The organism is Mesobacillus maritimus, from assembly GCF_044803185.1.
Classification (GTDB): Bacteria; Bacillota; Bacilli; order Bacillales; family Cytobacillaceae; genus Mesobacillus_B; species Mesobacillus_B maritimus_B.
In genome coordinates, this window is the sequence record NZ_CP085225.1 from 2632854 (window position 1) to 2646051 (window position 13198).

Sequence of the window (13198 nt, forward strand, 5' to 3'; positions counted from 1 at the left end):
ATATGGATCGTATTGGTCCGATAAACATTATAGAAGGGCCGAATAATAGCAGCAAGGTGCCTTTCTCACGAAGTTTGTATATTGATTGCTCTGAACGGGTATTGATTGACTCTGGTGCCGATCCGGAAAGCTTGGTGAAGCTTGATAAGGAATATGGGATTGGACTCATCATGAATACACATTACCATCCCGACCATACCACACATAATTATTTGTTTCCGGAGGCAACAAAGTTAATTAATCCAATTGAGTATGAAACTGCACAATCGATTGATGGAGTCGCTAGGGCGAATGGGGTATTTCAAGAGTGGGGTCCTAAAGGAGTCGAGGAGTGGAAGAAGAACCTCCCGGCAAGATGGATAAAAAGTCTAGGTCAGCTGACTGGTACGTATGATTACGATAAGGAATATAACTTTGGTGGGGTAAAAGTTCAATTTTTACACTCCCCAGGACATACAAGTGGGTTATCTTGCCCGTATTTCCCAGAACTAGGCGTAGTGTTTGCTGGCGATTATGATATGACCTCATTTGGTCCTTGGTATAACGGAACTGATGGGGATATTGATGATTTCATCCGCTCAGGGAAAAGGCTTCTTGAGCTTGATGCAGAGACGTACATTACTGGGCACCAAAAGGGTGTTTTTACAAAGGAAGAATTTACAAACGCGATGGAAACCTATTTAGCAATTATTGATAAACGTGATGAGAAAGTTGAGCACTATGTTCGTCAAGGATTGACTTTCGAGGAACTAACGAGTATTGGTATATTCTATCCAAAACGAACCTTAGAGAATGGGATACTTAAAACTTGGGAACGGACCGGCATCCGAAAACACTTGAATCGACTAGGTTTAACGGTACCTGAAGAGGATAAGGTTTATTCAACTGTAAAATAAGGGAAGGCAATAGCTTTTGAGCTATTGCTTTTCTTTTGAATAATAAATGGGCTACAGAGAAAACTATGGTCGGTTCACATGCATTTAAAAGGGGGTTGTTAAATGGATAAAGATATGTCTTATGGCAGTGATTATAAATTCATTCCAGCTACCTCAATCAGCAGTGGGATTGGGATTGAGGTTTTGCCGGATATATATTCGCATACCATTCAAATTGTTAATATATGTTTGGTGGGAAATCCTGAAAATAAAGATTTTGTTTTGGTTGATGCTGGAATGCCGGAATCAGCAGATGAGATTATTGCTGTTACGGAAGAGCGTTTTGGAAAATATAATCCACCTAAAGCCATAGTACTCACACATGGTCATTTCGATCATGTTGGGGCAATTGTTGAATTGATTAAGTATTGGAATGTTCCTGTTTATGCACATGAGATGGAACTACCTTATCTAACAGGGAAAAAGAGTTATCCAGAACCGGATCCAACCGTGGAGGGTGGAATGGTTTCGAAAATGTCTCCAATGTTCCCAAATGAGCCTATCCAGCTTGGTGAAAACGTTGAGGCACTTCCGAGTGATGGATCTATTCCACATATGCCAGAATTCCGTTGGATTCACACACCTGGACATTCTGAAGGGCATGTATCGCTTTTTAGGGAAAACGACCGCGCCCTAATAGTTGGTGATGCATTTGTTACGGTAAAACAAGAATATCTATATAAAGTGTTGACCCAAGAGCAGGAAATAAGTGGTCCACCACGGTATCTCACTACTGATTGGAAGGCAGCGAAAGAGTCGGTGAAAACGTTGGAGGCGTTGAAACCTTCAGTTGCAGTAACCGGGCATGGGTTGCCAATGGCAGGGGAGTTGTTGGCTAAGAACCTGCGGAAGCTTGTTGACGAGTTTGATCAAATTGCTGTTCCGGATTATGGGAAGTATTTGAATTAGATTAAAATGGAAGGACAGATGGAGGATTCAATGTCTGTCCTTTTTGTATGGTTTGTCGATAGGACATGAAAACGTATAGATAGAACCTGAAAATGTGTAGATAGAACCGCTTAGTTTGTAGATAGAGTGCTTAGTTTTGTGGATAGAATGAGGATTTGTGTAGTATGGGGTTTAGATATTGGCAGTTTGTAGATAGAAATTGAAAACGTGTAGATAGAACCGCTTAGTATGTAGATAGAGTGCTTAGTTTTGTAGATAGAATGAGGATTTGTGTAGTAAGGGGTTTAGATATTGGCAGGTTTGTAGATAAAAATTGAAAACGTGTAGATAGAACCTGAAAATGTGTAGATAGAACCGTTTAGTTTGTAAATAGATTGCTTAGTTTTGTAGATAGCAACCTGGGTTTGGTAAAAAGAAAGAGAGATTATGAAAAAAGGGTTACTAATTTACGAATCCACACATAATGCTCCAACCAAGCGCAGGGTTCTAGACAAAAAATGTTCAATAATATTTGAGATGTACTAAAGGAGTATGAGGAATCATAACGAATTAATGTTACTGAAACAGATAAAGAGGGAGGAATGTTAATTGTTCGATAAAAATATCACGGTTCCAACAGCATTGTTACAGGCAGAGGCATTACTGGGTAGAATTAGCTGTGAGTCATCCGAAAAGATCAGACGTAGAATCCTATATGAAGATTCTGAGGTCTGGATATAATGGAGAAAAAACCATTAATTATTACTTACGCTTGTTGCCTGAGAAACAGTTTTTTATCTTTCATGACTTACGGCTGGCAATAAGGGATAGTTTTTTCCAAATCGATGCTTTGCTTCTACCCAAAAGGGATTCTAATTATTGAAGGAAAGAATCATTCAGGAAAACTTATTTTCGAAAGGAAACAAATGCTTCAAGAAATTAACGGTTCAAAAGAGATTTATGAAAATCCATTAGCACAAGTGGCTCGGCATAAAACTCTATTAAAGTCCTTTCTTAAAAAACATCATATTTCGGACGTAGCGATTGACGATTTAGTGGTTGTTTGCAAGTCATCAACAGAAATAGTCATTAGCTCTGATTATAGCGAAGCTGAAGAGAAGATTTTTAGAGGTTATGAACTGGTAAATGTTAATTGAAATGATGGAAAGCGTAAGAACGAGAACTTTTTTTGACGATAAAACTGTAAATAAAATCAGGAAACTACTATTAAGTAAACATACCCCAAAACAAACCGACATTTTAAAAATGTTTGAAATACCCCTTGATGACCTCCTTACAGGCGTTCATTGTTTGAATTGTTTTACCATCCCGATGATCTATAAAAAAGGAAAATGGTTCTGCCCATCATGTAAGATTGTATCTAAAGATGGTATTCCTAAAGCTATAGATGATTATTTTCTCCTCATCAAACCTTCTTTTCCAAACAAAGAGTTATGCAATTTTCTTCAGCTCCCAACTGCTCGTGCTACATCGTATTTATTGACCTCATTACCTCTATCACACAAAGGGAAAAAGCGACATCGAGTTTACTCAAAAAATTAATCTGAATTAGTCCAGGTATAAAACTGATAAATAATCGTTAAAAAAACAAAGTAGCCGAAAAAGGAATTATAATGTTTCCATACTTCAGCGTGGACAAAGTAACCGAAGGACTCGGCTAGTTTTTCAAATACAGACATCATTATACTCAATAGGAGAATGAAAGCTACCCTTTTTTGTGTGGTCAGTCTTGTACAAATGAACAGAAACGCAGCAACCATAACTGGAATCCCGACTAAAGTAAACCCAATATGAATTGAAAATATATCTGGGAAGGGCCTCATCGGAAAGGAATAATAGTCTTTTCCTTCAAAATAAAGGTCAAGATACGTTCCGAATAAGCAAGCTAATAATAGTGAGGGTGCTAGTTTTCTAATCCAGGATCGAGATAGCTTTTTTTGCGTAGGTGGCGAGCTCGAGTTTTTCGATTGTTCGGCAATAGTCATACTGTATCTCCCCGCTAATTTTTTCTTTTGTTTCCTGTAAATCATATACAATCTTCCAATCTCGAAACCAATCCCCAATTTCTACGCTTTCATGCTCTTGATTCTTCCAAGCAAGCTCAAGCTGAGGACTATAAATCCGAGGTGAGCCACTTGTCAGCTTACAAGCCACAATCCGGGGTTTCCATTGTAAACCAGGTACTCCTTCGTCCACATAATGAAAAAGCTGAGGCCAGTAATCCATTCGGGATCCAGTATGGGGATTATAAGAAGCCCAATTTACAATTTCATTGAAGAGCTGGGAATCGTTAAAGAGTATCTTATATAGCCTTTTTCCTAAGAGAATTCGCTCTTTTAAGCTCTCAAAATGATGAAGAGTTTCGCCAATAAGTTTTACCTTACCACCATTTTCATAGGGAAAGAGAATATGATTCATAGAGAGCAAATCTTGTAATTTAAACTCTAAACTGTCAAGCACGTTCTTTTTATAGCGAGGATTCTTTATGACTCTAGATTCTAAATAATTTTGTTCATTGATGATTAACGCTAGAGTTAAAACCGACGAATCTCGATGTTGCCAAAAATAGTTCCATATTGTCTCCATAAATGTTGAGACATGCAATTGGGACAAAAGGTGAAAAAGATTCTTACCCGTCTTTATGCTTTCTTCATAAAGCAAAAGTTGCGGATAAGCGTCTTGAAAAATCAACCAGTTTCCCCGTTCTAAAAATGCAAAGAACCGCTCTCTTTCCTTTCGCGTCATCAGTTTAGAAAGAAAACCGCCCTTTAGATCAGTCATATTATAACCGCCATTCCGAGACACCATATGTCCTAAAAAAGCCCAATGAATTTCGGGGAATTTTTTATAAAAATCGAGATAGGCTTTCGTTCTGGTCACATTGTTTTTATTTAGATTTCTTGTACGTGCTTTGATGGTTTGAACAAGTAAAGCCTCTTTAGGAAGTAGCTCGAGTGGACTGTCTGTATTTTTGCTTTTTCTCTTGAGCTCTTTTTTTATTTTTAATAGTGAGGGGGAAAGTGGTTTTGTTTTTATTTTATTAAAAAGTGACAACATGTTTTTCCCCTCCAATGAATGCTCCTTTTGTCCAATGAATATGTATGGTTGAACGTCACTTTTGGGAGAGGAGGGAAATGATGGAACGTAAAGTAGTTGAAGGGTTGGAATGGATTATTGAGACGTTTAAACAAGATCAATCTCCCAATGGTTCGTGGAATTATCCGTTTGAAACAGGTATTTCAACCGATTGCTATATGATTATTTTATTAAGGTCGTTAGAAATAAATGAAGAAAACTTGATAAAAGCTTTAACAAAGCGGATTTTGAGCAAGCAAGAAGACAATGGGGCTTGGAAGCTTTTTTATGATGAGGGAGAAGGGAACTTGACGTCAACAGTGGAGGCTTACTATGCACTCCTGTATTCTGGTTATTACCATAATAATGACCTGAGGTTGAGAAATGCGAAAAAGTTTATTCTTAAAAATGGCGGATTGGAAAATGCGCATATGTTTACGAAGATTATGCTAGCGGTGACCGGTCAACAAACGTGGCCAAAGTTTTTCCCGATTCCAGTCGAAATGATCCTCCTTCCACAGAGCTTTCCGATAAATTTTTATAGTTTTTCTGAATATGGGAGAACCAATCTTACGCCAATAATGATTCTTGCTGACAAGAAGTTTAGCTTAAAGACATTAAAAAGCCCTGATTTGTCAGATTTGAATAATCAAAGAGATGACTTCTTTACTGATAGGGAGCTAGACGAATGGCGGTCGCTACATTCAACATTTAAGAAACTGATAAAAAAACTAATTGGTTTCCCGAGCGAACTCCATCGACTAGCAACAGAACAGGCGAAGCAATATATGCTCCATCGTGTTGAACCTGATGGCACGTTTTATGGCTACTTTAGTTCTACTTTTTTAATGATTTTTGCGTTGCTATCGCTAGGATATTCGAAAAACAATCCGAAGATTACAAACGCAGTCGCAGGTTTAATATCGATGCAAACAGAAATAAACGGTTTTCCTCATATGCAATATACAACGGCAACTGTGTGGAATACTTCATTAATTAGTTATGCTCTTCAAGAAGCGAGAGTTTCTCAATCAAATCCAATGGTAAAAAAGGCGAACGATTACTTAATTAGTCGCCAGCATTACAAATACGGGGATTGGGCGGTCCATAACCCGAATGCCTTTCCTGGGGGGTGGGGGTTTGCCGATAAAAATACGATTCATCCTGATGTTGACGATACAACGGCATCGTTAAGAGCCATTTCCAGAGAGGCTCAGATGAGTTCAGAATATCTACACTCATGGCAAAGAGGAACTCAATGGGTATTATCAATGCAGAATGATGACGGAGGCTGGCCAGCGTTTGAGAAAAACACTGATAGCAAATTGCTGAAGCTTTTGCCAATCGAAAAAGCAGAATATATTTTAACCGATCCCTCCTCAGCAGATTTAACTGGTAGAACTTTAGAGTACCTTGGATTGATGACAAACCTAAATAAAAATCATCACGCTATAAAGGCTGCTATCAGGTGGCTAAAAGCGAACCAAGAACAAAATGGCTCATGGTACGGAAGATGGGGGATTTGCTACATTTATGGAACATGGGCGGCTGTAACAGCTCTGATGGCAGTTGGTGTGTTGCCATCACAGACCTCGATAACGAAAGCCGTAAACTGGTTAAAAACCATTCAAAATCCCGATGGTGGTTGGGGTGAATCATGTAAGAGTGATGAAAAAGGGGAATACGTTCCTTTAAATTCAAGTACATTAACCCATACAGCCTGGGCAGTGGATACATTAATTTCGGTAGCTGAAAAGCCATCCTATACCATCAATAAAGGGATTCAATTTATCTTAAACCACTTGGAACGAGATGACTGGACAACTGATTATCCTAAGGGGCAGGGAATGGCTGGTGATTTTTATATCCATTATCATAGCTACCGTTATATATTCCCGTTGCTAGCCTTGGCTCATTACCGAAATAAATTTATAGGAAAATAATGTTATATTATTAGAATATTTGTTAAATTTATATTATACTAGTTTTATGTAAGTGAAATTAGTCGAGAGGAGTCGAGTTGAGTATGAAGAGTGTGAGCGAAGAAGTTAAGGGATTTTACGGAGAATTTGGAGGAAGCTTTGTTCCTGAAAGTCTTCAGGAAGTCATGAATATACTCGAGGAGCAATTTTTACAGTATAAAGATGATCCTGAATTTCAAAGAGAATTCAAATTTTATTTGAAAGAATATGTCGGTCGCGAAAATCCACTTACCTATGCAGAAAATTTAACCAAACAGTTAGGTGGAGCAAAGATCTACTTGAAACGCGAAGATTTAAATCACACAGGGTCTCATAAAATTAATAATGTCCTAGGTCAGATTTTACTCGCAAAAAGAATGGGTGCCAAAAGGGTGATTGCAGAAACAGGAGCAGGCCAGCATGGGGTCGCCACCGCAACAGTCTGTGCCATGTTCGGGATGGAATGCGTGATTTATATGGGGAAACTTGATACAGAACGGCAGGCACTTAATGTGTTCCGAATGGAATTATTAGGAGCAAAAGTCGTTCCTGTCGAAGCCGGGCAGGGACGTTTAAAGGATGCCGTGGATGCTGCTCTTGGTGACCTTGTTGAAAATTATCAAAATACGTTTTATCTTTTAGGTTCTGCTGTTGGTCCACACCCATATCCAGCAATGGTAAAGCATTTTCAATCGGTTATTAGTGAAGAATCTAAGCGACAAATTTTAGAAAAAGAAGGCAAGTTGCCTACTGCCGTCCTTGCTTGTACTGGAGGAGGAAGCAATGCGATTGGAGCATTTGCTCATTATATTGATGAACCTAATGTTCGCTTAATCGGAGTTGAGCCATTTGAAGCAGCTACAATGGCCGAAGGGGTACCGGCCGTGATACATGGCTTTAAATGTTTGACGTTAATAGATGAACAAGGACAACCAAAACCAACCTATTCGATTGCGGCTGGGTTAGATTATCCAGGGGTTGGTCCTGAGCATAGTCACTTGAAGGTGAGTGGCAGAGCGGAGTACGTTACTGCTAGTGGACAGGAGGCATTGGAAGCATTTCAGTTATTATCCAGAACGGAAGGAATTATTCCTGCACTCGAAAGCTCACATGCAGTTGCACATGCTGTGAAATTGGCAAAGGAGCTTACGCCCGAAGACATTTTAATCGTGAACGTATCAGGCCGCGGTGACAAAGATGTCGAACAAGTATATAAAATGCTAAATGAGAAGTAAATGAAAGTAACTAAATGTAAGCAGCCTTTTCCATAAGGCTGCTTATATTTTTTATTGTGATTTATTCTTTGGTATTGTCTTCTTCTTGGCTTCTTACATCGGGTTTAACCGGGGTAAATTCCTCTGCGTTCTCAGCTGAATATTGTAGTTGAGGTAAACTTCGACGATTGATTTTTACATCATCGTTTGAATCGACAATGTTTCTTTTAAGATATTGATGGAAAAAGACCTCGAATAGAGTAAGACCAATGGCAGCAATCAATGATATTCCAAAGGTCCGGACACCGTAGGTCATATTCAATGTCATCAACCATATAAGTGGAAACGCTAGACCGAAATCGGCAATGGTAGCGATTGTATTATTTGTTTTTGGCAAAATGAGCATGTCCCCTAGTAGATAGGAAATAACACCAAGTACCAAGGTGATGAGGAAGACGTTTATAAACGACATGCCAAAGAATAGACCTAGAATTACATACAATAATACAAGGGTAGACACAAACTTAATTGCCATTGCTGTTAGATGCTTCATATAGAACCCCCTTTACCAATAGCTTGTTTGATTTACTTGTTATTATTCGGATAGAACGTTAGTAGTATCTGGTAGTTGGACCAAAGCAAAAAAAGAACGAGACCGAATGTCTCGTTCTTAGCGAACTATGCAGCTTGCTTGGCAAAATTGCTATTGTTCTTCCGTCGATAGGTAATGATTTGGCGAATATACCACCCGATAACAATGGCTGTTATAATAGAGCCTATAGTCATAGAAGTGCTATAGGCTAAATGGAATCCTTCCGGAGCATAAAAAATATAAGTTGAAACTACAGCTGTCATAAATAATGCTGGAAGTCCGCAAATCCAATGGGATTTTCCATTTTTAAGTAAATATATTGTACCTGTCCAAAGCATGACAGTAGCGACAAGTTGATTCGTCCATCCTACATATCTCCAAAGAAAAGTATAGTCAATGGTAGATAGGTAAAAGGTTGGGAGAGCAACAGCCAACGTGACGATCGAAACCTTCCATTTCCCTTTCATATTCATCACAGACGAAAGCATGTCCGTTAACATCATTCGTGATGACCGAAGTGCGGTGTCACCTGTTGTGATTGGAAGAATAATGACACCTAGAATCGCCAAAACTCCACCTAATGTTCCTAGTAAGCTTTGGGAGATTTCATTGACTGCCCCTGCAGGACCACCAGCGGCGATTGCTTCTTGAAGACCGCCGGTTCCTCCAAAAAAGGTCATTCCAGCAGCGGCCCACACCATGGCGATAATTCCTTCCCCAATCATCGCTCCAAAAAATACTTTCCGACCTTCAGATTCTTTCTTCAATGTTCTCGCCACAATCGGGCTTTGTGTGGAGTGGAAACCAGATATCGCTCCACAAGAGATGGTGACCATTAACAGTGGCCAAACTGGAAGTTCACCAGGATGTAAATTAGCCAAAGTCAAGTTCGGGATTTGTTTACCACTAAACATTAATGCAATCGCAATTGAAACAGCCATAAAGATTAGAATCGCACCAAATACTGGGTAAATTTTCCCGATAATTTTATTTACTGGCAGAACGGCTGCCACCAAAAAATAAATAAATACGACGACTAGTGAACCAATAAAACTCAATGGAGTCAGGCTTGAAATTAACTGTGCTGGACCTGCGGTGAAGGCTGCAGCCACTAAAATCATTAAAATGATTGAAATGAAATTTATGAATTTTTTAACATTTTGTCCTAGATAGCGTCCTACAAGCCCTGGGAATTGCTCGCCATTATGGCGTAAGGACATCATACCGGAAAAGTAATCATGGACAGCACCAGCAAAAATACAGCCAATGACGATCCAAATAAAGGCAACAGGTCCATATAGCGCACCTGAGATGGCCCCAAAAATCGGACCCAAACCAGCAATGTTTAATAACTGGATTAAACTGCCTTTCCACCAGCTCATTGGAACGTAATCCAACCCATCTTGGTTTTTATAAGCAGGAGTTGGTGTTTGGTCATCGATACCAAAAATCCGGTCAACAACCTTCCCATAAATAAAATAACCAGCCACCAATAATAAAATGGCCCCTATAAATGTAATCATGATGTATGTACCCCCTGAAATATTATTATCAGAAAATTTTATAATGAGATAATTTTACGATTTTAAAATAATAAAATCAATATATTTTCAGAAAAAAATTATTTCAAAAAAGTTAAGCGGTTACAATGAGTAAAAATGCTTTTAACGGGTCTACTAGAGAAGTAATGAAATATAAACGAACGTATAGAGAAGATCTCGAATGCGTACTTATTCTATGATGAGGGACAGTAGAAATGAAAAAGCTAGAAAGAACGAGGGATTGTTCTTTCTAGCTTTTTTTAATTTTAGAGGGGTTGTTTACTTTATAAGAAACAGGCTCATTGACGATAAACGCTTCATCTTCAATGTCTTTTCCTTTTGCTAATTTCTTTTTAACGATTTTTCCATCGAACTCGATGGTTTCGCCGGGAGTTAGCTCTTGCTTCTTTAATGTTTTTGAGTGAGCACACCAGGCGAGCCCGACTTTAAGTGGCGGGTCTTGTTGGATGATAACATTCTCCAAAACAACAACTTCATCATTGTCCTCGTTAAAGTGATTCCAAGTAAGGCCAAATTGTTTTACCTTAGCAGTAAAATGAACCTTTTCTTCAGGTAAATCAATTTTTGGAGTTTTTTCTTTAGTATCTTTCTTTTTGGTTTTGTTCGGACTCGCGGGTGGAGTCTTTGCTATAGGTTTCGAAGTTTCTTTTTCCTTTTCGAGAGTTTTATCCTCCACAGGCGTTTTGATAGTAATGTTTGTTATTGAGTTCTTACCAAAACCTGAGGATTGCATTTCCTTTAAATAAGCTGGGTGGATGCAGCTAAGGCTCCCGTCTTGAAACTCAATTATAATTGTATTGAAATCATCTGTTTCTCCGTATACTTGGTAACCCTTGATAGAAACTAATCTTTGATGGTCTTTTTCTTTATACCAAAATTGCCCTTTAGCTGAAGACAATCCCCACTCTTTAAGCTTTAATGCGTAATGTTCGTCATCTGTGAAGGTTTCGTAATCACTTTGCGGAGGGAGATAAGTTGTACGATTAAGATCTTCAATATGTGGCAAAATAATCGCCATATTCACACTTCCTTTCAACCATCTATTCTACACCAATTAATCTTTTTATTTGAAGGTTTTAGCATAGGTTTCTTAGAATATAATCTTGAATATAGTTATTTTACCCAAAGGAGTGTCTTGATGACAACGTTTACAGGAAGAAACGAAGTACCTGAACAGGAAAAATGGAATTTAGCGGATATTTATGGAAATTTAGAGCAATGGGAAGAGGACTATCACAAAATTGAAGCTATGGCTGATTCTTTAAAGAAGTTTGATGGCGATATTAACGATGGTCAGAGTTTGTATCAGTATTTAAAGCTTAGTGAAGAGTTGTCTTTCCTATTTGGAAAGCTTTATGCCTATGCGATGCTGAAAGTGGATGAGAACACGCGGGAAACTGGTCCCCAAGCGTATTTAGATCGTGCCAAGCAATTAAGTGTCAAAATTAGTGCTGCTACTTCGTTTTTTATGCCATTTTTATTAGGGCTGGAAGAAGCAACATTAAAAGGATACATAGAAGCAGAAAAAGGGCTAAAGTACTTTGAGGAAGATTTACTAGAGTCCTTTCGATATAAAGCTCATGTGCTGAGTAAAGAGCAAGAAGCTGTGCTTTCACAGTTAGGAGAGGCACTTTCTGTACCGGGCAATACATTTGGGATGATTAATAATGCAGATATTAAATTTGGTGAAGTGACCAATGAAAATGGCGAGACGGTTGAACTGACAAGGGGAATGTATTCAAAATTGATTGAAGATGAAGACCGAGAAAAGCGGAGGGAGGCTTATAAAGCTTACTACAAGCCTTATGTTCAGTTAAAGAATACGATTGCCTCGACTCTATCAGCCGCCATTAAAAACAATGTGACGACTGCAAGACTTCGGCAATACCCATCTGCGTTGGAAAAGGGACTCTTTGGTGATAAGGTACCGAAAGAAGTATACGAGAATTTAATTCGAACCACAAAAGAAAATATTGCTCCAATGCACCAATATATTAAGATCAGGAAGAAAAAGCTTGGACTTGAAGAACTGCGACAATACGACTTAAGTGTTCCGCTCGTTAGTGGTGTAAAGCAGGTGATTTCCTATGAGGAAGCCTTTGAGACCATGCGCAAAGCCTTAGCGCCACTGGGGGATGAATACATTGAAATCTTAGATACCTTTCAGAAAGGTAGATACCTCGATGTTCGAGAAACGCCTGGTAAGCGCTCCGGTGCTTATAATTTAGGTGTTTATGGAGTCCATCCCTACATCCTGTTAAACCATCAAGATGATTTAGATAGTTTATTTACATTGGTCCATGAATGTGGGCATGGCGTTCATAGCTGGCTTAGTTCTAAACACCAACCGCAAATCACAGCTCGTTACAGTATATTTGTAGCAGAAGTAGCCTCAACGGTAAACGAGGTTTTATTGATTAACTACTTATTAAATACGGAAACGAATCCAGAAATCCGCAAACATTTATTGAATCATTTTATCGACCAGTTTAAAGGGACTTTCTTTACTCAAGTGATGTTTGCTGAATTTGAAAAGACTACACACGAGCTCGCGGAAAAAGGAGTTCCTCTTAACGTGGAAGTGTTTAGTCAAACGTATGAGAAGTTGTTTGAGGAATACAATGGCGATGAGGTAGAGCTTGATGAGGAGGTAAAATACGGTTGGTCAAGGATTCCACATTTTTATCGACCATTTTATGTATATAAATATGCGACAGGATTTGCCTCTGCCATCCATTTAGCTACGAAAATCCTTGATGGCGATGAAGAAACCTTAGCTGCCTACCTTGAATTCTTAAAAAGTGGAAGCTCTGATTATCCACTACAGTTGTTAAAAAAGACCGGTGTTGATTTAACAACTCCTGAACCGATTCAAAATGCATTGAAGCGTTTTAGAGAATTGGTTGATGAGCTGGAGAAACAGTAATAATTAGATACTTGGAAAAATAGT

At 38.7% G+C, this 13198-nt stretch carries 11 protein-coding genes and 1 pseudogene; 7 read left to right on the top strand and 5 right to left on the bottom strand.

The annotated features are described in order from the left end of the window. Window positions 1-2 precede the first annotated feature (2 nt). The 4 genes and pseudogenes from LG336_RS12725 (at window position 3) to LG336_RS12740 (ending at window position 2980) form a co-directional block, all read left to right on the top strand. Window positions 3-896 carry an MBL fold metallo-hydrolase gene (locus LG336_RS12725; RefSeq protein WP_404332876.1) on the top strand — a complete coding sequence of 298 codons (894 nt, stop codon included), beginning with the start codon at window positions 3-5 and terminating at the stop codon, window positions 894-896. Between the two features lie 102 nt (window positions 897-998). Continuing rightward, entirely contained in the window at window positions 999-1844 is an 846-nt protein-coding gene (locus LG336_RS12730; RefSeq protein WP_404332877.1) for an MBL fold metallo-hydrolase, read from the top strand. 588 nt (window positions 1845-2432) lie between these two features. Next, entirely contained in the window at window positions 2433-2564 is a 132-nt protein-coding gene (locus LG336_RS12735) for a hypothetical protein (protein WP_404333302.1), read from the top strand. Beyond that, window positions 2539-2980, top strand: a pseudogene (locus LG336_RS12740) (nuclease-related domain-containing protein). Before LG336_RS12735 ends, LG336_RS12740 begins: the two are co-directional and overlap by 26 nt. Window positions 2981-3382: 402 nt before the next feature. Here the strand turns inward: LG336_RS12740 and LG336_RS12745 are convergent. Next, window positions 3383-3874 carry a CBO0543 family protein gene (locus LG336_RS12745; protein WP_404332878.1) on the bottom strand — a complete coding sequence of 164 codons (492 nt, stop codon included), beginning with the start codon at window positions 3872-3874 and terminating at the stop codon, window positions 3383-3385. Beyond that, window positions 3756-4901 (bottom strand): DUF2515 domain-containing protein, encoded by a 1146-nt coding sequence (locus LG336_RS12750; RefSeq protein WP_404332879.1) that lies wholly within the window; start codon window positions 4899-4901, stop codon window positions 3756-3758. Before LG336_RS12750 ends, LG336_RS12745 begins: the two co-directional genes overlap by 119 nt. Window positions 4902-4981: 80 nt before the next feature. Here LG336_RS12750 and shc point away from each other — a divergent pair, with 80 nt between their 5' ends. Both shc and trpB read left to right on the top strand, forming a co-directional pair. Continuing rightward, complete coding sequence (gene shc / locus LG336_RS12755; RefSeq protein WP_404333150.1) at window positions 4982-6862, top strand: squalene--hopene cyclase; 1881 nt, start codon at window positions 4982-4984, stop codon at window positions 6860-6862. An 83-nt stretch (window positions 6863-6945) separates the two neighbouring features. Continuing rightward, window positions 6946-8115 carry a tryptophan synthase subunit beta gene (trpB, locus tag LG336_RS12760; RefSeq protein WP_404332880.1) on the top strand — a complete coding sequence of 390 codons (1170 nt, stop codon included), beginning with the start codon at window positions 6946-6948 and terminating at the stop codon, window positions 8113-8115. Between the two features lie 61 nt (window positions 8116-8176). Here trpB and LG336_RS12765 read toward each other — a convergent pair whose 3' ends face one another. From LG336_RS12765 to LG336_RS12775, 3 genes are all read right to left on the bottom strand, one after another. After that, window positions 8177-8647: a YndM family protein gene (locus LG336_RS12765; protein WP_404332881.1), complete on the bottom strand. Its 471-nt coding sequence runs from the start codon at window positions 8645-8647 to the stop codon at window positions 8177-8179. Between the two features lie 125 nt (window positions 8648-8772). Beyond that, the gene (locus LG336_RS12770) at window positions 8773-10209 is read right to left on the bottom strand and encodes a carbon starvation protein A (protein WP_404332882.1); all 1437 of its coding nucleotides are present in this window, start codon (window positions 10207-10209) and stop codon (window positions 8773-8775) included. Between the two features lie 268 nt (window positions 10210-10477). Beyond that, window positions 10478-11266 (bottom strand): hypothetical protein, encoded by a 789-nt coding sequence (locus LG336_RS12775; protein ID WP_404332883.1) that lies wholly within the window; start codon window positions 11264-11266, stop codon window positions 10478-10480. A gap of 120 nt (window positions 11267-11386) precedes the next feature. On the opposite strand from LG336_RS12775, the gene pepF reads away from it, so the two are divergent. Further along, window positions 11387-13174, top strand: a complete 1788-nt coding sequence (gene pepF / locus LG336_RS12780) for an oligoendopeptidase F (protein ID WP_404332884.1) — start codon at window positions 11387-11389, stop codon at window positions 13172-13174. The last annotated feature ends 24 nt before the right edge of the window (window positions 13175-13198 follow it).

Excerpts from the sequence above, each read along its gene's own strand:
- LG336_RS12750 (WP_404332879.1), bottom strand. The coding sequence starts at position 4,901 with ATGTTGTCACTTTTTAATAAAATAAAAACAAAACCACTTTCCCCCTCA.
- LG336_RS12745 (WP_404332878.1), bottom strand. The coding sequence starts at position 3,874 with ATGATTTACAGGAAACAAAAGAAAAAATTAGCGGGGAGATACAGTATG.
- LG336_RS12775 (WP_404332883.1), bottom strand. The coding sequence starts at position 11,266 with ATGGCGATTATTTTGCCACATATTGAAGATCTTAATCGTACAACTTAT.
- LG336_RS12765 (WP_404332881.1), bottom strand. The coding sequence starts at position 8,647 with ATGAAGCATCTAACAGCAATGGCAATTAAGTTTGTGTCTACCCTTGTA.
- shc (WP_404333150.1), top strand. The coding sequence starts at position 4,982 with ATGGAACGTAAAGTAGTTGAAGGGTTGGAATGGATTATTGAGACGTTT.
- LG336_RS12725 (WP_404332876.1), top strand. The coding sequence starts at position 3 with ATGGATCGTATTGGTCCGATAAACATTATAGAAGGGCCGAATAATAGC.
- pepF (WP_404332884.1), top strand. The coding sequence starts at position 11,387 with ATGACAACGTTTACAGGAAGAAACGAAGTACCTGAACAGGAAAAATGG.
- trpB (WP_404332880.1), top strand. The coding sequence starts at position 6,946 with ATGAAGAGTGTGAGCGAAGAAGTTAAGGGATTTTACGGAGAATTTGGA.
- LG336_RS12770 (WP_404332882.1), bottom strand. The coding sequence starts at position 10,209 with ATGATTACATTTATAGGGGCCATTTTATTATTGGTGGCTGGTTATTTT.
- LG336_RS12730 (WP_404332877.1), top strand. The coding sequence starts at position 999 with ATGGATAAAGATATGTCTTATGGCAGTGATTATAAATTCATTCCAGCT.